Here is a 21,327-nt window from a genome sequence, read left to right on the forward strand (position 1 = left end):
TTTAAGGTTATTAGAAAGCTAAATTAATACCGAAAACGAACGAGCGGCTCTTAGGATAAGCACCAAAGTCCACACCCGGCGTCAAACCGTTACCCATTGTAGAAACTTCAGGATCAAAACCTGAATATTTAGTCCAAGTCAACAGATTGGAACCTGTAGCATAAAGACGCAGTTTACTGATACCAATCTTATTGAGCATCTTTCTCGGGAATGTATAACCCAACGTGATATTACTCAACTTCAAATAAGAACCGTCTTCTACAGCCCATGAATGAATATAAGTATCACCAATCTCATTGTCATATACGGCAGCAATTGTTTTGCCTCTATTCATTTCTTCCATTTCTTGGGGATCTGTAATCCATTCACCCTTCTTGTTCACCATTACCCAACGGTTGCTGGAGTTGGCGATATCCAATACATTTTTATTCTGCAAAGCAGTCTTAGTATTTGTCAGCTTGGTAGCATTGAACACATCGTTGCCAAAGCTGTAAGTCAAAAAGATACTCAAATCGAAGTCTTTATAAGTGAAAGTATTGTTGATACCACCGTAGAACTTGGGATAAGCGTTACCAATCACAGTCTTGTCATTTTCTGTAATCTTGTTGTCTTCGCTACCATCTACATTCTTGAATTTCCACATACCCGGTTTGACATCTGCCTTTTTACCGGAATAAGGTATACCATCTTTTAACGTATAAGTATTTGAAGCTGCATCATAATCAAAGTCAGATACCTGATACAGACCGTCTGTTACATATCCATACATCTGTCCTAATGGCTGATTCACACCGATAATATGCGTATTCTGGTTGTAACCGAAGTTAGCTTCCCAAAGTTGTACATCTTCACCGGTCAACTGTTTTACCGAGTTCTTATTGTGTGAAACCGTTACAGCTGTATTCCAAGTGAAGTCTTTAGTCATGATGTTGGTAGAATTGATTGTCAAGTCAATACCCTTATTTTCCGTTTCACCGGCATTGATAACCATCGTATCATAACCGGATGACGTAGGCAATTTGGCACTCAACAACAGATTGCTACTGCGGTTGATATAAAACTCAGGAGAAATAGTCAGGCGTTGGTTAAAGAAACCGAAGTCGAGACCAAAGTTGAATGTTTTGTTAGCTTCCCATTTAAGATCGGGATTAGGTATCTGCTTGGATATATAACCGGGCTGTGTAGAGTCACCGTTAGGATAAGTAACCGAACTTAGCATCGGCAAGCTCAGATAACTGTCAATACGGTTGTTACCGGCCATACCATAACCCACACGCACTTTCAAGTCAGAGAAGATGTTCAAATCCTTAATAAACTCTTCTTCGCCCAAACGCCAAGCTGCAGAGAATGCAGGGAAATATCCCCACTTGTTATTCTTACCGAACTTAGAAGAACCGTCTGCACGGAACGAAGCAGTAAACAAATATTTGTCTCTGAAATCGTAGTTGAAACGTGCAAAGAAAGAAAGCAGCTTATCATCGTAATTTTCGGAAGACGAAACCGCAGTCGGCAAGCCCAACGAAAGGTCTCCCAAACCTATATCATCGTTCGGAAAGTTGGCGGCAGCAGCCGAAAAGCGACGGTTCCAACGATTAACGTATTCCTGACCAACCATGGCAGTTATATCGTGTCCCTTGCCAGACCAGTTATAATTCAACACATTCGACGTTTGGAAGCTACCGTTTTCTATATTCTCAATGCTACCATTAATACTTGAACGCTTAGCTGTTATAGACTTATCACCATAGAATATATCATTGCGACGTGTTTGATAGCGCATACCCGTTGTGTTACGGAAAGAGAATCCTTTAAACAATTTCAAAGTGAAACCTCCATTAGCCTGGAATGTACGATATTCACGGTCTTTAGTCTCTTCGGCAGCAGAAAGTAAAGGATTCTGCATCACATTACCGGTATCATCCACCAAAAGCGGGTCTTCATCACCTAACAACAAATCGTCTGTACCACCGATACCTACCATCGGACGGTACTGCAGGATGTGCTGCATTTTATTGAAACGGTCACCACCTTCGGAGGTACCCATACCGTAAATTTTCATTTGGTCATAGCTAACACGAGCATTAACGCTTAAACGTTCGTTCAGTTTATGATTCATACTGAACGAGATGTTATGCTTCTTGTTACCACTGTACACCATAGCTCCCTCTTCATCATAATAAGAATACGCCAAGTTATAATTCAACTTTTCTGTTCCGCCTGAAACACCTACGCGATAATTCTGCGTCAATGCAGTACGTCCCAATGTTTCATCCTGCCAATCGATACCTGCACGGTTAGCATAGTTAGCATCGATGTCAGCATACTTTCCATATAGCTTTTCAAAATCAGCAACAGCTTTATCCAAGTTTTCCTGAGTACTGTTTTTAGCCGTAAGAGCACTATAATAACGACGTTCATAATCCAACATGGCAAACTCTCTGGTAGAAAGTACATCCAATTTCTTGGCTACTTTCTTAAAGCCTACATAACTATCGAAAGTAACAGTAGCCTTACCGTCTTTACCACCACTCTTTGTAGTAATAACAACAACACCATTCGCACCACGAGCACCATAAATAGCGGTAGCGGAAGCATCCTTCAAAATGTCAATCGTTTCAATTTCCGCCGGGTCAAGAGTAGACATACCGTCTTCACTGGGGAAACCGTCAATGATGTAAAGAGGTTCATTACTCTGAGTAATAGAAATACCCCCACGAACACGAATTGAGATAGATGAACCGGGAGCGCCTTCACTCTGTGTCACCTGCACACCGGCCATACGTCCTGCCAATGCTTGGGTTATATCACTCGTTGGCACTTTAGATAGTTCTTTGCTGTTAACTGATGCTACAGACCCTGTTAAATCTTTACGTTTAACTGTAGCATAACCGATTGCGACCACTTCATCCAACATTACAGCGTCAGCTTTCAATGTTACATCGATTACGTTTTTACCATTAACCTTTACTTCTTGGGGAGTCATACCCACATACGAAAATACCAACACATCTTTAGATGCATCATTTACTTTCAAAGAATAGTTACCATTCACGTCTGTAACTGTTCCTACACCGGCAGCACCTTTAATAGTAACACTACCACCGATTACTTCATATCCTTCGTTATCAATGACTTTTCCGGTTACAGTCAAACTTTGCGCATATGCAGACATACTCACAAAGACGAGGATTAACATTAAAAATAGTTCTTTTAATTTGTACATAATAAATAAATCTAAGGTTCTACGTTAGAAATAATTTTTTCGACAGCAAACATACTGCAAATGCTAAAAAAAGTGTAAAAGTATTGTTTTTATTCATCACACTTTTACACTTTTCAAATGCTATTTTTGTACAATAAAGGATATTTTTGTATTGAAAACAAGGCCACACATATACACAGGCTCGTTTTTCTTTATCAAGTAAATATCTCTTGTCGTACTAATATTCGTTAATCAAGCTGTCTTTTCTACTAAGTCTGCCACTAATTTTATTTCAAAAAATCAGCTCTCATCGGAGCAAAACAATCTATGAGCACACCCGGCTCCAAACAAACACAACCATGCAGAATATCCGGTTCAATATAAATGCCATCACCGGCTTTCACTATTTTCTTCTCATTCCCTACTGTAAACTCAAACTTTCCGCTTGCCACATAAGTCGTTTGCGTATGGTAATGGGCATGAGGGGTTCCTATAGCTCCTTTCTCAAACTTCACTTTCACCAGCATCACTTGTCCGTCATAACCCATAATCTGGCGAGTAACACCCGTACCGGCCGGTTCCCATTCTTTTTCTCCGCTAATAAAAGTTTCACTGCGTGTTTTTTTTATCGGTTCACCTGCTGTCCTACCGTTTCCATCTTGTGCAGCGTATATTCCGGGAAGCATAAATAAAAAAATTCCAGCCAAGCATACATACTTTTTCCAATTTTTTGTTTTCATAATCTGTTTTTGTTTGATAATTATTTAAATACTTATAATATTTCAAATTTATATATAGTCGTTTGGCGATAGGTTTCTCCGGGTAACAATACAGTTGTAGGAAATTGCGGATGATGCGGAGAATCCGGAAAATGCTGCATCTCAAGACAAAACCCGAAAAACTTTCCATAGCGCAAATGCCCAACTCCTTTCAGATAACTCAAGTCCGAACCGGGGGTATAAAACTGCATTCCCGGTTCCGTAGTATATGCTTTCAAAACTCTACCGGACACAGAATCCACTACTTGGGCTACAAATGCCAAACTACCCGGCGCTTTATTGAGTTTGTAATTGGTATCATATCCCTTTCCTGATTGCTCTATACGCCGTTTTATAGGTTGTAAGGTTCTAAAATCATATTTCATTCCCACTACAGACATAAGTTCTCCGGTCGGTATGCCTGTAGAGTTTACCAATGTAATAGAATCTCCCTTAATCATATAATAATGATTCAAGATTGATTCTTTGCACCCCGTCAAATTAAAATAGCTATGATTGGTCAGGTTTATTACAGTAGGCTTATCCGTAGATGCAACATAATCCAAAATAAGCTCATTGTCATTAGTAAATTTATAAGCCAATGAAAGGCTGAGATTTCCGGGGAAGCCACCTTCCATATCGGGACTGAGATATTTAAACACGACAATCGCCGTATCTCCTGCGGTATAACAAGTATCTGTCTTAAAGACTTGCAAATGAAACCCTTTTATACCGCCATGAATAGAGTGTTCCTTACTGTTTTTATCTAAATGATAGACTTTACCGTCCAAAGCTAGTTCCGCATTTTTAATTCTATTGGCAAAACGTCCTACCGTAGCGCCAAGCTTAGGTTGCCTGCCAAAGTAGTAACACAGGCTATCAAGCCCTAAAACCACCGGTTCAAACACACCATTTCTGTCCGGTGCGGACACATATGCTAAGGAAGCCGCATAGTTTGTCACTTTAACAGTCATTCCGTTTTTATTTACTATCTTGATAAGTTCCACGGATTTGCCCTCATGCTGCAAACTATCCTCCTTTGTTATGGAAAATCCGGACATATTCGTTTGCCCCCACAACGTCAGTGAGAGGCAAACCAGCTGCACAAATAGCATAATTCGCTTGTTCATAGTAACATCATATATTATTTTTCCCATACTCCGTAGGCAAACATCCCATATATTTCTTAAAACGCGCGGCAAAATAAGAAGGCGAGTTATAACCTACCATAAAACTAATCTCCGAAACAGAATATTTACCCTCTTTCAATAATTGACACGCACGGTTAAATCTTATTTTATGGATAAAGTCTATAGCTGACTTACCGGTAATCGCTTTCAACTTCAAATGAAGATTAGAACGGCTCATGTTCATTTCCCTGGCAAACAATTCGGTTGAGAATTCCACATTATCCATATTCTTCTCGATGATAGTTATAGCTCTTCTTAATAACTCTTCATCCATTGTATTATTCGCCAGCTTCTCAGGCTCCACTTCCGTTGTATTGGAGTAGCGTTCAAAAACACGATAACGAGTACGCAACACATTCAGAATCTTAGTTTTCAGAATGGGCATGGAGAAAGGTTTAGGAATATAATCATCCGCTCCGACTTGAAGTCCCTCCAACTGATATTTTATGTCAGCCTTTGCCGACAACATATATACGGGGATATGGCAAGTACGTATATTTTGTTTTATAGCTTTACATAATTTCACGCCATCCATTACAGGCATCATTACATCAGTAATAACCAAATCGACCTCTTGCCCTTTCAACAAATCCAATGCCTTCTGCCCATTATCCGCTTCCAACAAGCTAAAATCACTTGACAACCCACCTACCAAATATTGTCGAAGTTCCTGATTATCATCCACAACCAAGACAGTACCCCGTTTTTCCTTTTCTTCATCTGTCAACACACTGGTCTCCGACAGTTCTTCATCGCCAACATAGATATCATGCGCATTTGTATAGTAGGCGCGCTGCTCTTCCGAATCGCCTTCCTGTTGAAGCAATTCCTCGGAACTATACACCGATTTATCCTGTGGAATATAAACTGAAAAGGTCGACCCTTCACCCACTTTACTTTCTAAAACAATCCGCCCATGATGTAGCTCTACCAACCGCTGAACTAAAGACAAACCGATGCCGCTTCCTTCATGTCCGTTTTCTACCTGATAAAAACGTTCGAATATCTTTTTCTGTTTTTCTTCCGGGATACCGACACCTGTATCAATGACCTGCAAAACAAGATTAGTATCTTCTTTATAAAGCCGTACCGTGATACATTCTCCTTTTTCTGTATACTTAAAGGCGTTTGAAAGCAGGTTATTTACAATTAAATCCAAATAAGTTTCATCAAACAACAGTTCTTCATCCTGCAATTCCGTATACAGATTATAATCTATATCTTTCCGTTTTGACAAGCTTTCATAATTCAGGAAGCAATTCAGTACCTTCTTATAAGCATTAGCATATATCGGTCTTAACTTAAAAATTCCCAATTCGGCACGGCGATAATCCATGAGCTGATTGACCAAATGCAGCAAACGATTGGTATTACGTTGAATATACGATAATTTTTCATGCTCCCAATGCCCTTTAATACGCTCTAAAAGTTCTTGTAACGGAGCAACAATTAAAGTAAGAGGGGTGCGAAGTTCATGGGAGATGTCAATATAAAAACGAATTTTCATCTGGCTGATTTCTTCCTGCTTCTCTTTATCCAACCGCTCCATTAGGATCTCAGCCTGCATATTTTTGCGCAACCAGAAAAAGCGCAATATACCAAACAACAATGCCGCACACAAAACAACCAACACGGAAATCGCCCACCAGGTACGATACCATACCGGAAGCACCCGTATATGGAGAGCTTCGAGCACCTCACTCCATTTTCCATCATTATTGGCGGCTTTTAAATAGAATGTATAGTCTCCTGCAGGCAGGTTTGAGTAAGAAACCAGATTTATATTATCCTGGCTGTACCATGAATCATTATACCCTTCCAACTTATAGGCAAAAGTGTTATGCTTTCCGGCAATATAGTTTGAAACGACAAATGAAATAGCAAAAGAACTCTGAGAAGAAGTCAATGTTATATAATCTCCGTTCTCTATACATTTCTTCAGGATACCGGTTTCATCACCGGGCAGCACCTCTTTATTGGATACATACAACTTATTTACAACCGGCTTGGGAGAATACGGATTGTCTATAAGCGTTTCGGGACGAAATGAAGTAATCCCGTTAATTCCTCCAAAAAGCATATTTCCATTACTGATGCGGCAAAAAGAACCGGCATTGAACTGATTGCTCTGCAAGCCGTCTACTATAGTAAAATTACGCAATTTTCTATTTTCCGGGTTCAGACAGCTCAAACCCTGATTGGTACTTATCCACAAACGTCCATAGCTATCTTCCAATATGCCATAAATAACATTGCTCGGCAGACCGTCTGCTGTTGTATATTGCAGAAAGTCTTTTGTACTTTCTTTCAGGGCAAAGAGTCCATTACGTGTTCCAACCCATATATGCCCGGATGCAGATTCATAAAAACAATTGATAAAAGACCTCTGCAATATGGGAGCAATGTCATAATCCGTATTGATTGTCAAAGATGTATTGGTTTGATTATAAATTGAAAGCCCCATTTCTCCTCCTGCCCAGATACGTCTTTTCGAATCCCGGAACAACACACCATTAAACTCTTGCAGCCGATGCCCTTTACTGTCTCTATCCACCGTCTGAAAATGATTATTAGCTATATCATAATGGATTAAAGCATTCAACGATGCTATCCAAAGCCCTCCATACCCGTCCGGTAAAATAGAATAAACATTATTACTGGGCAAATCGCTGTTTTGGGTATTAAAGAATCTTTGTTGTCCTGTCCTACGGTTCAGCACAATCATGCCGCCGGCATGTGCTCCGATATATATATTATCAGTCCGCTCATCCACATAAACCGTTTTTATATCTTTGGAAGACGTAGCTTTGGATGAACCGGAATTCAATAAATAGCATTTATAAGTCTTCGATGCACTGTCATAAAAATTCAAGCCCCCTCCATTAGTCCCAATCCATAGGTTCTTTGCTTTATCCTCCACTATGCAACTGACCACATTATCACTGATTGAATTAGCGAATGGAATATGCTTAATATGCTGGAAGCGATTACATAAAGGATGATAATAATTCAATCCGCCCCAATAAGTGCCCAACCACATTCCGCCTTGCGAATCCATAAAGATGCTGCGGACAGAGTTCTGTGACAAACTCGCGTCCTGCACCATAGAATTCTTTATGGACAAAAAACGGTCTTTACTCTCTTCATAAATATTCAAACCGCCATAAGTACCAACCCACAACCGGTTTTGCTGATCCACAGCCAAAGAACGAACATAGTTTGAATTCAAGCCGGAATTTCCCTCCTCATGCCTATAATTCTTCAAAGCTTTAGACTTAGTATCATACATATACAGCCCTTCACCTTCCGTCGCTATCCATATCCGGCTAAACATTTGGCAGAAAATCGAATGTATCTGAACGCTCGCCGGCATATCCAATAGCTTCTCTAAGGTTCCTTTTGTTAAAGAATAAGCATAAAGCGCCTCTTTTGCCCCTATATAAATATTATCTCCTTGACGAACCATAGCGGTAGCACTCAGCAAATGTGCCGGATGCGGCAGCGTATCATTCAGAATACGCCCCTGATTAATGTCAAACAGTAATATTTCATTTGCCGTACCCAACATCAGATAATCCTCATTCATTGGTGCAATACAGGTGACAGCTACCTTATAGCCATTTCTTTTATAAACATAATTCGAGAAAGTGTCCTGATTCCGGTTATAAAGGGACAATCCCTCTCTTGTACCAATCCATACCCTTCCGGAGTCATCAACTGTGACGCAACGGCTAATATCGCAAGCTATGCTTTGGGGATTCGTATATTGATGCCGATAGACGGTAAAATTATAGCCATCGTACTTATTAACCCCGTCATAAGTAGCAAACCACAAATTACCTTCCTTATCCTGATTTATTCCGAATATCGTACAATGTGAAAGGCCTTCTTCCAAGCCAATATGTGTGAAATGCATATCGTCTATACCACCGGCATATCCGATACCGGCCAAGAATGCCCCAAAGAATGTTAACAAAGACCGAAGAATTCTCATATATATTACATATTAATACAGAACAAAGAAACAAAAATATATTAATTATATATGATTTTAACTTGAATTTTCTTATCTCCTTCCTCAGGCAGTACTTGCAAAGGTACAAAAGAAAAACCCGGTACGGGAACGAATATCCGTCCGTCCTTATCGGTCGGAGCGACTTTCAGCTGACCACTGACACAAACTACCTCCAAAATGCCATTCTCTTTTTGAACACGCATACCCTTCGGAGTAATAGTCACCACCTCTGAAGGAGAAGCGATAACCGGCAAGACCAAACAGGCCGTCAAAGGACAGTAATCCACTTCTATCAACAACCCTTGTTTGGAATATACATAATCCATGTTGACAGGTATTGAACCTTGAACCGGAGTTTGCTGGTCGGCATCTACCAAATGAGTATTGACATGGAAGCGATGCATATCTTTCTCCTTTACATAAGTTATATCCGTATCCAAGTCATCCAGATTACTGTAAACCGTTCCGTATTGCACCATTTCCACGCGAGGAGTTCCGCTCATGATATACTCACGACTATTACTCTGCATATTAGGTGCCTCTATCAGTTCGTACCGGTTTGTGGTAGCCGCAAATACCGGGCCTGCCTCTTCATGCCATAACAGCGAAACAGCTCCTCCCATCGGATGGGTCCCCTTTACCTTATATTCAGCGTCAAAGCCGGTACATGTAGAACGCCACGGACCTTCTGCAACCAACCAAGTACGAATATCCCGGAAATATTTCACTCCATAAGCCGTGTCGCGTGGCAAAGCCTTGTACTGCTGTGTCTTGACAGGCGGAAGCTCCAAAAAGGCAGTCAATGCTTTGGCATGCCCAAATGTATGATGAATGCACGCCGGAATTCCGGAGGCTTGATAGTCGCGTCCTGCATGAAGCAAACCGTTATATGTTGATTTCTTCAATAACTGTATATTGCGGTTGATAGCTTCCAGATACTCCGGATGGTTATCCGCCATGGCATAATAACCGCCCATAAAACCGTCGCTTGTGCGTCCTCCCCAGTATGTCCACTTGAAGCTACGTGTCCCCCAACTGTTGTCCCATGCTCCGTCGGGCAGCATAAATTCCAAATGAGTGTTCATGGAACGTTCCACCACAGACAATAATTCCCGGTCGTTCACCATCAGAGCATAATAGGCCAAATTAGGCAAAGACTCCTCTATATTATAACCCAAATCTACAGGAAGGCAACCGTTTTTTGTAGGTGTCCATATCTTTGGTCCTTCACCGTACAGAAAGAAATCATTCGTCGTAAAGAACTTCTTTAAATCTGAAGCCACAATCCGGGCTTCTTCTTTAAAATCCGGACGGTTGAACATCTCGCCGAGAGCCTGCAAGGCATATGTCACCGAAGCCGAATAGTTCACATTATTCAGACGTTTCATTTTTCCCTGCATACGGCGGCTGTACATCTGGGGATTTTTCATCATAAATTCACCGGCTTCCAGTAATTGCCGTTTCCAATGATTCCGGGTGGAGTCATCCAACAGATGCCCATGATAATGCAAAGCCTCATACAAAGCGATAGCCGCAAACACAGTCGTCCCACTCCAATCCGACACATGAACGTCGTTCATCCAAGCCCCGTCCGGACGGTGCACATTTTCCATCCATTTCATCAGTTTTTTAGCGGCAAGCAGATATTTATCATTACCGGTTTTGTCCGCCAGATACATCAAGGGCAAAACGGTATCTCCTATCCGCCCGTGGATACGGGCACAGGCAGGACACAGAATGCCACCGTCAAGTGCCGGATGCAGCCCTTCACATTGATAGGTCAGCAAAGCGTCCACCCACTCTACCAGCAGTTTCTCCGCATCATTACGCAGGGATTTATCAGAATAAACAGGATTTCCGGCACGGACTTGTCCCGGGAAAGACAGCGCAAACACAAACACCGCTAAAACTATGTTTCTCATACCATTCATATTATTAGATTTATTTTTTCAAAAATAAAGCATTCCGCGCATATGCCATCACTATTTTCTCCAATAGACCGCAACATACGTTTACCCGTTCCATAAATTTGTTGAATCATCATCAAATTTGTTGAATAATTATGTATGGAAACAATATTAGCAGTTTTTTGAACACATGAAATATACTTGTCAGCCCAAATGCCCTACCTTAGCGGTTATTACTAAAAACTGATATAATATGAAAAACTTCCCTTTATTAATGTGTTCTGTTTTTTGTGGACTGCACACTACCCAGGCAGATGCAGCAGACAGTAAAAAGAACGAAAGGCCCAATATCCTTTGGCTCACATTTGAAGACACCAGCGCATATGAATTCGGTTGTTACGGCAACAAGGATGTACATACGCCCAACGCGGACAGCCTTGCCACCCGCGGCATACAATTCATGAACGCATGGTCGGTGGCTCCGCAAAGTTCGGCTGCACGCTCATCACTGATTACCGGTTGTTACTCCTCCACCTACGGAATGGATGTGCATCCGGTGTCATATGATACTCCGGCAAACATCTTCTTCCCGCAATGGCTGCGTGAAGCTGGATATTACTGCACCAACAACAGCAAAACGCATTACAACTCCACCACAGACAACAAAAGTTGTTGGGACGAATGTACAACAACAGCCTCTTACAACAGTCCGAAACGCGGTGAAGACCAGCCCTTCTTTGCCGTATACAATACAGTAACCTCGCATATGGGACGCATCCGTACTTTCCACACCGACGGACGAAGAGATTACACCACAGAGGGTATCTATCCCGAATTGCTCACCCTGCCCTCTTACGTGCCCGACCTGCCCGAAGTACGTTCCGACTATGCAGGCCATTTGGAAGCCGTACAAGATGTGGACACATGGCTGGGATTCTTCCTGAAAGACCTAAAGGAAAAAGGATTGGACGATAACACAATAATCTTCTTCTTCAGCGACCATGGAGGTTGTGTTCCACGCGGTAAGGGTTATTTATACGAAAGCGGCTTGAAAGTACCCATGATAGCCTATTTTCCACCCAAATGGCAACATCTGGCAGGAAAGAAAACATCCGGAAAAGAATACTCCTTGGTCAACTTCACAGACTTAGGTCCTACCGTACTCAGCCTTGCAGGCATAAAACCGCCCAAGCATATGCAAGGCAAGGCTTTATTCGGGAAGTACGCTTCCGATGAAAAGCGGGAAATTCAGTTCGCATTAGCGGCCAATCAGCTGCACCACTTCATGCCGGTACGCGCCGCAACCGACGGGCGATTTAAATACATCCGCAGCTACATACCTTACCGTCAGTTTGCCTTGCGAAATTACTACCAATGGGGCATGCCGTCCAACAAAGCATGGGACAAACTGGTCTTAGGCGGACATAACACCAACCCCGACTGGGCGCAAACCTTCAATGCTCATCCTGCCGAAATGCTGTTCGACCTTGAGAAGGACCCGGGTGAATTGCACAACCTGTCCGATTCTCCTGAATACGCAGAAGTGCTGGTAAAGATGCGTAAAGCTCTCTCCAACCATATCCGTGCCACCAAAGACTTGGGTTTCTTCATGCCTACTTCCCGCGAGAATGTGGTATTATATGATAAAGTGCGCAAAGAGAAATATCCTTTAGACGAACTGTATAATCTCGTAGAACTGGCAGGCACAGCCACAGCAAGCAATGCCCCCATATTCGAGAAAGCATTATCCAGCCAATATCCCGAAATGCGTTATTGGGCATCCGTTGGCTTGGCGCAACTGGGAAGCAAAGGAGAATTAAAAAGCTGCCCCGCCCCTCTGCTCGCCCTGCTGAATGATGCAGACCCCTACATAGCTTGCGAAGCCGCCTACGCAGCCGCCTATCTGGGAGAAACCGCCAAAGGAATCGAACTCCTGAATAATCCGGATAAAGAGGCTGACAGAAAAATCGGTTATTCTTTATTGGAATGCCTGTCTTTGGATAAAGCCATGCAACCCGCCATCCGCGTTCATCTGGCAGACTTGAAAGACAAAGCCGAAAATCTTCCGCGCAAAGCGAACGAAGATGCCGGACTTATGGCACGCGGTATTTTGGTCAATCTTGGCGAGATGGACATAAAGAATCTCCATGGTCCTGAATCCTACAAATTAGGATTAAAGCTGAATCACGGACGCAGGCCCATGGTTCCACTCCCCAACTGACGTATCCGCAAAGCCATCAAGCCCCCTGCGCCTGTGCCTTAAACTTTCGGAACTGCCACGTCAGCATTGCCGCCGCTATCAGGCTGGCCAGCAAGTCGGAAATCGGCATACTGTACCACACGCCTGCCGCACCGAAAAAACGAGGCAGAATTATCAGACAGGGGAGCAACACCACCATCTGGCGGGTAAGGGAAAGAAATATTGCCTTACTCGCCATTCCTATGCTCTGGAAGAAGTTGGCCGTAACCATTTGAAAGCCGATGATTGGGAAAAACATCACTACAATGCGCAACCCTTTTGCCGAAAGGTCTATCAGTTCGGCGTCCGATGTAAAGATACTGACCACCAAATCGGAGAACAGCATACCTACAATAAAGCCGAAAGTCGTGACCCCCGTTGCATAGATTATTGTCAGTTTCAGTGTCTTGGTGACACGTCCGTATTGTTTGGCGCCAAAATTATAGCCTGCAATGGGCTGCATTCCCTGATTCAACCCCATCACAATCATCACAATAATGAATACCAGCCGGTTGACAATACCAAACGCACCGATAGCCAAATCGCCGCCATACTTTTTCAATCCCTGATTGATAAGGATTACGATGAAGCAGGCCGCCATATTCATCAAGAACGGAGACATACCGATAGCCAGCGAATCAAAGACAATCTTACGCTTCAACCGGAAGATGCCGCGATGAAAATGCAACAGTTCATCTTTGTTACTGAATATCTTGAGCTGCCACATCAAGGATATAACCTGCGCCACAATCGTGGCAATAGCCGCCCCGCGAATGCCCCATCCAAAACCATAGATAAACACCGGGTCGAGTATCGTGTTGATAACTACCGTAGCGATAGTGGCATACATCGCCTTCTGCGGATGTCCCGAAGAGCGCAGCACCGCATTCAATCCCAAATAAAGATGCGTAACGGCATTGCCGAGAAGGATAATCTGCATATAGTCGCGCGCATATCCCACGGTTTCGTCACTGCCGCCGAAGAAGTAAAGAATAGGGTCGAGGAATGCCATTACAACCACCGTAAAAGCCACCCCCAGCAGGATATTCAGCACGAAAACATTGCCCAACACCCGTTGAGCCGTATCATAGTCTTTCTGCCCCAGCTTGACGGAAATCAGTGTAGACGCTCCTACACCGACCAGCGACCCGAAAGCTGCCGCAAGGTTCATCAACGGAAAAGTCAACGCCAACCCCGAAATAGCCATCGTACCCACGCCGTGGCCGATGAAAATACTATCCACCATATTATATAAGGAAGACGCCGTCATGGCAATAATTGCCGGTACGGCATACTGCATCAATAGTTTTCCAATATTCTCTGTACCCAACGCTGTGGGCGTTTTTTGTCCTGCCATACTTTTTACCTATTATTCGAGGGTGCAAAGGTACTCAAAATTCGTCAGGTGAGCAAGCGCCCCCGCTTCATCTTAAAGAAGAGCCACCCTTCCTCCTATCAGAAAAATATCAGGTATAGGGATGAAGGAAGGTTCAACCCGACTTTAAGTTTTATCTTTAGGTTGGAGATGCTCATCTTCAGGCTGGAGATAAAGTTCATCCCCTATCTTAGACAGGCTTTCCGGCGGAGTCAGACCATCTTCTTCCCTATCCGAAGCTATCTTTTTCCAAGACCTTGCCCGATGAATACTTAACAGCCCGCCACAGCGTACACGGTCTCTGCGGTGAATAAATTCCCCTAAAGGTTCGCTTTCTGAAAAATGTTTCGTATTTTTGTCCCCAAATTGAGTGAATTATAGCGAAATGAACGTATTAGAACTAAGTGAACAAGAAATCATTCGTCGCAACAGCATGAATGAACTTCGCGCGATGGGCATCGAACCCTATCCCGCAGCAGAGTATGTAACCAACGCTTTCTCTACCGATATCAAAAAAGAATTTCAAGATGACGCCGAACCGCGTCACGTATCCGTAGCCGGACGCATCATGAGCCGCCGTGTTATGGGGAAAGCGTCTTTTATCGAGTTACAGGACTCTAAAGGCCGTATCCAAGTATATATCACCCGCGACGACATCTGCCCGGGCGAAGACAAGGAAATGTATAATACCGTATTCAAACGCTTGCTCGATTTAGGCGACTTCATCGGCATCGAAGGCTTTGTATTCCGCACTCAAATGGGCGAAATCAGCATCCATGCCCAAAAGCTGACCGTGCTTGCCAAGAGTATCAAGCCGCTTCCTATCGTAAAATATAAGGATGGCGTGGCTTACGACTCGTTCGACGACCCGGAACTGCGTTACCGCCAGCGTTACGTAGACCTCATCGTGAACGACGGCGTCAAAGAAACGTTCCAGAAGCGCGCCACAATCATCAAGACCATGCGTGCCGTACTGGACGAAGCCGGCTATACGGAAGTGGAAACACCGATACTGCAATCCATCCCCGGCGGTGCAAGCGCACGCCCTTTCACAACCCACCACAACTCACTGGACATGGATCTCTACCTGCGCATCGCCACCGAGCTTTACCTGAAGAGACTCATCGTAGGCGGTTTTGAGGGTGTATACGAAATCGGAAAGAACTTCCGCAACGAGGGTATGGACAAAAACCACAACCCGGAATTTACTTGCGTAGAGCTGTACGTACAATATAAGGACTACAATTGGATGATGGGATTCACCGAGAAGCTCCTCGAACGCATCTGTATCGCAGTAAACGGCGGCACAGAGACTACCATCGATGGAAAGACCATCAGCTTCAAGGCTCCTTACCGCCGTCTGCCCATCCTGGATGCCATCAAGGAAAAGACCGGCTACGACCTCAACGGCAAGAGCGAGGAAGAAATCCGCCAGGTGTGCCGCGAACTGAAAATGGAGATTGACGACACCATGGGCAAAGGCAAGCTGATAGACGAAATCTTCGGCGAATTCTGTGAAGGCACATTCATACAGCCTACTTTCATCACCGACTATCCGGTGGAAATGAGCCCGCTGACCAAAATGCACCGCAGCAAACCGGGACTGACCGAACGCTTCGAACTGATGGTAAACGGCAAAGAGCTGGCCAACGCATACAGTGAGCTGAACGACCCCATCGACCAGGAAGAACGCTTCAAAGAGCAGTTGAAACTGAGTGAAAAGGGTGACGACGAGGCCATGTTTATCGACCAGGATTTCCTGAAAGCGCTGCAATACGGTATGCCTCCCACATCGGGTATCGGTATCGGCATCGACCGTCTGACCATGCTGATGACCGGACAGGCATTTATTCAGGAAGTATTGTTCTTCCCGCAGATGCGCCCCGAAAAGGTTACTCCGAAAGATGCGCCTGCCAAATTTATGGAATTGGGCATTCCGGAAGAATGGGTGGCAGTTATCCAGAAGGCCGGCTACAACTTGGTTAGCGACATGAAAGATGTAAACCCGCAAAAGTTGCATATGGACATTTGCGGCATCAACAAGAAATATAAATTAGAACTGGCAAATCCGACTGTGAAAGACGTGGAAGGTTGGGTTGAGAAAATCTAAGAAATGAAACTACCCGGTAAGATAGCCATTATGGGCGGAGGAAGCTGGGCCACTGCCATTGCTAAAATGGTATTGGCGCAAGAAGATACTATAAATTGGTATATGCGGCGCGATGACCGCATTGCCGATTTTAAGCGTCTCGGTCATAACCCTGCCTACCTGACGGGCGTCAAGTTTGATACCAAGCGTATCAATTTCAACTCAAACATCAACGATGTTGTCAAGGAATCGGATACGCTTATCTTTGTGACTCCTTCTCCTTATCTGAAAGCTCACTTAAAGAAGCTGAAGACAAAAATCAAGGATAAACTCATTATCACAGCCATCAAGGGTATCGTACCCGATGATAACGTGATTGTATCGGAATACTTCACGAAAGAATACGGTGTACCGGCGGAGAACATTGCCGTACTGGCAGGTCCCTGCCATGCGGAGGAGGTCGCACTCGAACGGCTTTCTTATCTCACGATAGCCTGTCCCGATATAGACAAGGCGGACAAGTTTTCCCGTCGTCTGGCAAGTTCATTCATCAAGACTTCCGTCAGCAACGACGTGGCCGGCATTGAATACGGTTCCGTACTCAAAAACGTATATGCCATTGCCGCAGGGATTTGCAGCGGTTTGAAGTATGGCGACAATTTCCAGGCGGTACTCATGTCCAACGCCATCCAAGAGATGGACCGCTTCCTGCAAACCGTACATCCGCTGAACAGAAACATCAGTGATTCTGTTTATCTGGGTGACATGCTGGTAACGGGATACTCCAACTTCAGCCGCAACCGCACGTTCGGTACGATGATAGGCAAGGGATATTCCGTAAAAAGCGCCCAGATAGAGATGGAAATGATAGCCGAAGGCTATTACGGAACCAAATGTATCAAGGAAATCAACAAGCATTATCACGTGAATATGCCGATACTGGATGCTGTGTACAACATCTTATACGAACGCATCTCACCGATGATTGAAATCAAGTTACTGACTGACTCTTTCCGGTAAATACGGGGAAAGGGACAGGAAGAACTAAATATAGAATTTAAAACCTATAATATTATGATTAGTTTGAACATTGAAAAGACTCTTGGATTCATTTCCAAAGAAAACGTTTTCGCCTACGAAGCTCAAGTTAAGGTTGCACAAGAAGCATTGGAAAATGGCACTGGTAAAGGTAATGACTTTTTAGGCTGGCTGCACCTTCCTTCTTCCATCACAAAAGAGCATTTGGCAGACCTGAAAGCTACTGCGCAAGTGCTACGTGAGAACTGTGAAGTAGTGATTGTTGCCGGAATTGGCGGAAGCTACCTCGGTGCGCGTGCCGTAATCGAGGCTTTGTCAAACAGTTTCACTTGGTTGCAAGACAAGAAGAACGGTCCGGTCATCCTGTATGCAGGACACAACATCGGTGAAGATTATCTGTACGAACTTACCGAATATCTGAAAGACAAGAAATTCGGTGTCATCAATATTTCCAAATCAGGAACTACTACTGAAACAGCTTTGGCTTTCCGCCTGCTGAAAAAGCAATGCGAAGACCAACGCGGCAAAGACATGGCAAAGAAAGTGATTGTTGCCGTTACAGACGCCAAGAAAGGTGCTGCACGTGTTACAGCCGACAATGAAGGTTACAAATCTTTCATTATTCCCGACAACGTAGGCGGACGTTTCTCTGTACTCACCCCGGTAGGTTTGCTGCCCATTGCAGTTGCAGGCTTCGACATCGAGAAGCTGGTAGCCGGCGCAGCTGCCATGGAAAAAACTTGCGGTAAGGATGTTCCGTTCGCAGAAAACCCGGCAGCCATCTATGCAGCTACCCGCAACGAACTTTACAAGAATGGCAAGAAGATTGAAATTCTCGTAAACTTCAACCCCAAACTGCACTACGTAAGCGAATGGTGGAAACAACTCTACGGTGAATCCGAAGGTAAAGAAAACAAGGGTATCTTCCCTGCATCTGTAGATTTCTCTACCGACCTGCACTCTATGGGACAATGGATTCAGGAGGGTGAACGTACCATTTATGAAACTGTCATTTCAGTAGAAAAGACCCAATACTCACTGCAAGTTCCTTCGGATGAAGCCAACCTCGACGGCCTGAACTTCCTCGCCGGCAAGCACGTAGACGAAGTGAACAAGATGGCAGAACTCGGCACACAGCTGGCTCACGTAGACGGTGGCGTACCCAATATGCGTATCGTTATCCCTGCACTGAACGAAGAAAGTATCGGCGGATTGCTCTATTTCTTTGAAAAGGCATGCGGCATCAGCGGTTACCTCTTGGGTGTCAATCCATTCAACCAACCGGGTGTAGAGGCTTACAAGAAGAATATGTTTGCCTTACTGAACAAACCGGGTTACGAAGAAGAATCCAAAGCTATTCAGGCAAGACTGTAATAAATTGAAAATTGAGGGTTGGGAATTGAGAAATAGCTGCGCACGAATATCATGCGCAATATCAAGGAGCTGTTTCTTTATTCTCAACTCTTAATTTATCCATCCTCTATTTTTTAATTTTCAATTCTTAACTCTCAATTTACCAAGTGTTTGAAGAATCAATCGCCCGCTATTTACAAGAGCACGGGCACTCCAATATCCAATTAAAAGCTGTCCTTTTTGACATGGACGGCGTACTATTCAATTCCATGCCCTACCATGCCGATGCCTGGCATAAGGTGATGGAGCGGCACGGATTGCATCTAAGTCGTGAAGAGGCTTATATGCACGAAGGACGCACCGGAGCTGCTACAATCAATCTTGTATATCAACGTCAATACGGCAAGGATGCTACTCCCGAAATGATAGAGAGTATCTATGCCGAGAAGAGCACGGAGTTCAACAAGCATCCCGAACCCGAACGTATGCCCGGCTCTTGGGAAATATTACAGAAGGTAAAAGCGGCAGGATTAACTCCCGTCTTGGTTACCGGTTCCGGTCAGCGTTCTCTGTTAAACCGTCTCGCCCATAACTTTCCCGGTATGTTCCGGCGTGAACATATGGTAACTGCTTTCGATGTGAAATACGGTAAACCCAATCCTGAACCTTATCTTATGGGATTGGAGAAAGCCGGAGTCAAGGCCAATGAAGCTATCGTCGTAGAAAATGCCCCTATCGGTGTACAAGCCGGGGCGGCAGCGGGAATATTTACAGTTGCTGTCAATACCGGTCCGCTGGACGGACAAGTGTTATTGGATGCAGGCGCCAATCTATTATTTCCTTCCATGCAGGCTTTCTGCAATAACTGGGAGACACTCCACCGGGAATTACCATATCTTCTTTAAACAGACTCTACCCGCTTTCTATCTTGTCAGCTTTTATCAAAGCCGGCAATAATATTGCATTGTACAAAATATAATACTTTGTATATTTAATTTTTTATAAAAGAAACTTGCATTAAAATAATTTAGATTTTATTTGGCTATAATATAAAATACGTATACATTTGCGCCATCAATTTTTATTAATTAATTCAACATTCTAAATTATGAACATGCTAAACAAATTCAAATTATTCATTGCCGTTGCTATTACAGCAGTAGCGGTTTCCTCCTGTTCAGAGGATCAAACATCCTTGTCAGCCAATGACATCAAAGGTAAAGCAAAAATTAAAGGTATCATTACTTTTAATGAGGGACAGTCCTACCAGAATGGTAAATTCACAGAAATAATTAAACCTTACGCTAAGGACACTGTATTTGTAAAAATTGCAAATTCATCATTAGATCCTAAAGGGCAAGCGACAGGGTATACCACCTATATAGCATTGACAGACGAAAGCGGTCAGTACGAGGTAGAAGTTCCGGCAATAGACAGAGCCGAAGGTACAGCGGTAACTGTTCAAACCAAGCCTTATGTAGGAAAACGTAATATGCTGGTATCATGGGAAAATGAAAAACCTGTTTTTGAAGCACAAGAAGTTATTTTCAAGGCTAATTTCACAGAAACAGTTCATCCTTATGACATCGTATTAAAAGATGTTTTATGTGGCTTTACACCACGCAATTCAGAGGTGGGCTATCCGGAAACCGTAGAATTACAAGTTAAGGTAGGAGAAAACAGTTACGAATCAAACGGAATAAATGACCATACCCCTATCTTCAAACTCACTTCCGACATTGACGTTGTAATTGAGGTTTCTTATGACAGTGATGAAGACGGTGATGGCAACGATGACATCAGACTCTATGGAGCCACTACAAACAATAATGGATACGCAATCTTCAGCATCCCGTCAAAGGAAACAACATGGAGTGATGTCTTGATTACTACTAAGGTAGCGCCATACACAGCTAACAGCTTCAATTACTACAACGGAACTTCCGGTGTAATTATTGGCAAAGGAACATACAATCAAGTAGATTCCGATTTTTACAATACACTTGAAGGTATATCCGGTTGGTATAACTTTACTCCAATCAGTGCTCCCGTTGTTTCGGTTAAGATGGTATTCAATCCGTTTGATAATGCTGAAAACGAAGATGTATACAATAAATATACTTGGTACAACGTAGATACTTTCAAATAAAACAGTGATAAA

General features: G+C 43.6%; 12 protein-coding genes. 6 read left to right on the forward strand and 6 right to left on the reverse strand.

The features are described 5' to 3' along the window. Positions 1 to 10: 10 nt before the first annotated feature. The 5 genes from DW121_RS06460 to DW121_RS06480 all read right to left on the reverse strand — a co-directional run bounded on the left by DW121_RS06460 (position 11) and on the right by DW121_RS06480 (position 11,087). A complete protein-coding gene (locus tag DW121_RS06460) occupies positions 11 to 3,223 on the reverse strand; it encodes a SusC/RagA family TonB-linked outer membrane protein (protein ID WP_118323334.1) in 3,213 nt (1,070 codons plus the stop codon). 266 nt (positions 3,224 to 3,489) lie between these two features. Continuing rightward, positions 3,490 to 3,942, reverse strand: coding sequence for a cupin domain-containing protein (locus tag DW121_RS06465; RefSeq protein WP_117710871.1), 453 nt, complete (start codon positions 3,940 to 3,942; stop codon positions 3,490 to 3,492). Between the two features lie 32 nt (positions 3,943 to 3,974). Beyond that, positions 3,975 to 5,090, reverse strand: coding sequence for an aldose epimerase family protein (locus DW121_RS06470; RefSeq protein WP_118323416.1), 1,116 nt, complete (start codon positions 5,088 to 5,090; stop codon positions 3,975 to 3,977). Positions 5,091 to 5,097: 7 nt separating this feature from the next. Then, positions 5,098 to 9,144, reverse strand: a complete 4,047-nt coding sequence (locus DW121_RS06475) for a two-component regulator propeller domain-containing protein (RefSeq protein WP_118323335.1) — start codon at positions 9,142 to 9,144, stop codon at positions 5,098 to 5,100. A 41-nt stretch (positions 9,145 to 9,185) separates the two neighbouring features. Then, entirely contained in the window at positions 9,186 to 11,087 is a 1,902-nt protein-coding gene (locus DW121_RS06480; protein ID WP_118323417.1) for a hypothetical protein, read from the reverse strand. 238 nt (positions 11,088 to 11,325) lie between these two features. Between DW121_RS06480 and DW121_RS06485 the strand changes: the two genes are divergently transcribed. After that, complete coding sequence (locus DW121_RS06485; RefSeq protein ID WP_117710873.1) at positions 11,326 to 13,293, forward strand: sulfatase; 1,968 nt, start codon at positions 11,326 to 11,328, stop codon at positions 13,291 to 13,293. Positions 13,294 to 13,309: 16 nt separating this feature from the next. Here the strand turns inward: DW121_RS06485 and DW121_RS06490 are convergent, their stop codons facing one another. After that, on the reverse strand, positions 13,310 to 14,668 hold the full coding sequence (locus tag DW121_RS06490) for an MATE family efflux transporter (protein WP_118323336.1): 1,359 nt from the start codon (positions 14,666 to 14,668) through the stop codon (positions 13,310 to 13,312). A 403-nt stretch (positions 14,669 to 15,071) separates the two neighbouring features. Between DW121_RS06490 and lysS the strand changes: the two genes are divergently transcribed. The 5 genes from lysS to DW121_RS06515 all read left to right on the forward strand — a co-directional run bounded on the left by lysS (position 15,072) and on the right by DW121_RS06515 (position 21,315). Then, a complete protein-coding gene (gene lysS / locus DW121_RS06495; protein WP_117710875.1) occupies positions 15,072 to 16,796 on the forward strand; it encodes a lysine--tRNA ligase in 1,725 nt (574 codons plus the stop codon). A gap of 3 nt (positions 16,797 to 16,799) precedes the next feature. Further along, complete coding sequence (locus DW121_RS06500; protein ID WP_117710876.1) at positions 16,800 to 17,795, forward strand: NAD(P)H-dependent glycerol-3-phosphate dehydrogenase; 996 nt, start codon at positions 16,800 to 16,802, stop codon at positions 17,793 to 17,795. 54 nt (positions 17,796 to 17,849) lie between these two features. Continuing rightward, positions 17,850 to 19,187 carry a glucose-6-phosphate isomerase gene (locus tag DW121_RS06505; protein ID WP_117710877.1) on the forward strand — a complete coding sequence of 446 codons (1,338 nt, stop codon included), beginning with the start codon at positions 17,850 to 17,852 and terminating at the stop codon, positions 19,185 to 19,187. A 146-nt stretch (positions 19,188 to 19,333) separates the two neighbouring features. Then, entirely contained in the window at positions 19,334 to 20,071 is a 738-nt protein-coding gene (locus tag DW121_RS06510; RefSeq protein ID WP_117710878.1) for an HAD family hydrolase, read from the forward strand. A 203-nt stretch (positions 20,072 to 20,274) separates the two neighbouring features. After that, positions 20,275 to 21,315 carry a hypothetical protein gene (locus tag DW121_RS06515; RefSeq protein ID WP_118323337.1) on the forward strand — a complete coding sequence of 347 codons (1,041 nt, stop codon included), beginning with the start codon at positions 20,275 to 20,277 and terminating at the stop codon, positions 21,313 to 21,315. Positions 21,316 to 21,327 lie beyond the last annotated feature (12 nt).

Source organism: Bacteroides sp. AM10-21B (genome assembly GCF_003472565.1).
GTDB lineage: Bacteria > Bacteroidota > Bacteroidia > Bacteroidales > Bacteroidaceae > Bacteroides > Bacteroides propionicigenes.

Excerpts from the sequence above, each read along its gene's own strand:
- DW121_RS06460 (WP_118323334.1), bottom strand. The coding sequence starts at position 3,223 with ATGTACAAATTAAAAGAACTATTTTTAATGTTAATCCTCGTCTTTGTG.
- DW121_RS06465 (WP_117710871.1), bottom strand. The coding sequence starts at position 3,942 with ATGAAAACAAAAAATTGGAAAAAGTATGTATGCTTGGCTGGAATTTTT.
- DW121_RS06470 (WP_118323416.1), bottom strand. The coding sequence starts at position 5,090 with ATGAACAAGCGAATTATGCTATTTGTGCAGCTGGTTTGCCTCTCACTG.
- DW121_RS06475 (WP_118323335.1), bottom strand. The coding sequence starts at position 9,144 with ATGAGAATTCTTCGGTCTTTGTTAACATTCTTTGGGGCATTCTTGGCC.
- DW121_RS06480 (WP_118323417.1), bottom strand. The coding sequence starts at position 11,087 with ATGAGAAACATAGTTTTAGCGGTGTTTGTGTTTGCGCTGTCTTTCCCG.
- DW121_RS06485 (WP_117710873.1), top strand. The coding sequence starts at position 11,326 with ATGAAAAACTTCCCTTTATTAATGTGTTCTGTTTTTTGTGGACTGCAC.
- DW121_RS06490 (WP_118323336.1), bottom strand. The coding sequence starts at position 14,668 with ATGGCAGGACAAAAAACGCCCACAGCGTTGGGTACAGAGAATATTGGA.
- lysS (WP_117710875.1), top strand. The coding sequence starts at position 15,072 with ATGAACGTATTAGAACTAAGTGAACAAGAAATCATTCGTCGCAACAGC.
- DW121_RS06500 (WP_117710876.1), top strand. The coding sequence starts at position 16,800 with ATGAAACTACCCGGTAAGATAGCCATTATGGGCGGAGGAAGCTGGGCC.
- DW121_RS06505 (WP_117710877.1), top strand. The coding sequence starts at position 17,850 with ATGATTAGTTTGAACATTGAAAAGACTCTTGGATTCATTTCCAAAGAA.
- DW121_RS06515 (WP_118323337.1), top strand. The coding sequence starts at position 20,275 with ATGAACATGCTAAACAAATTCAAATTATTCATTGCCGTTGCTATTACA.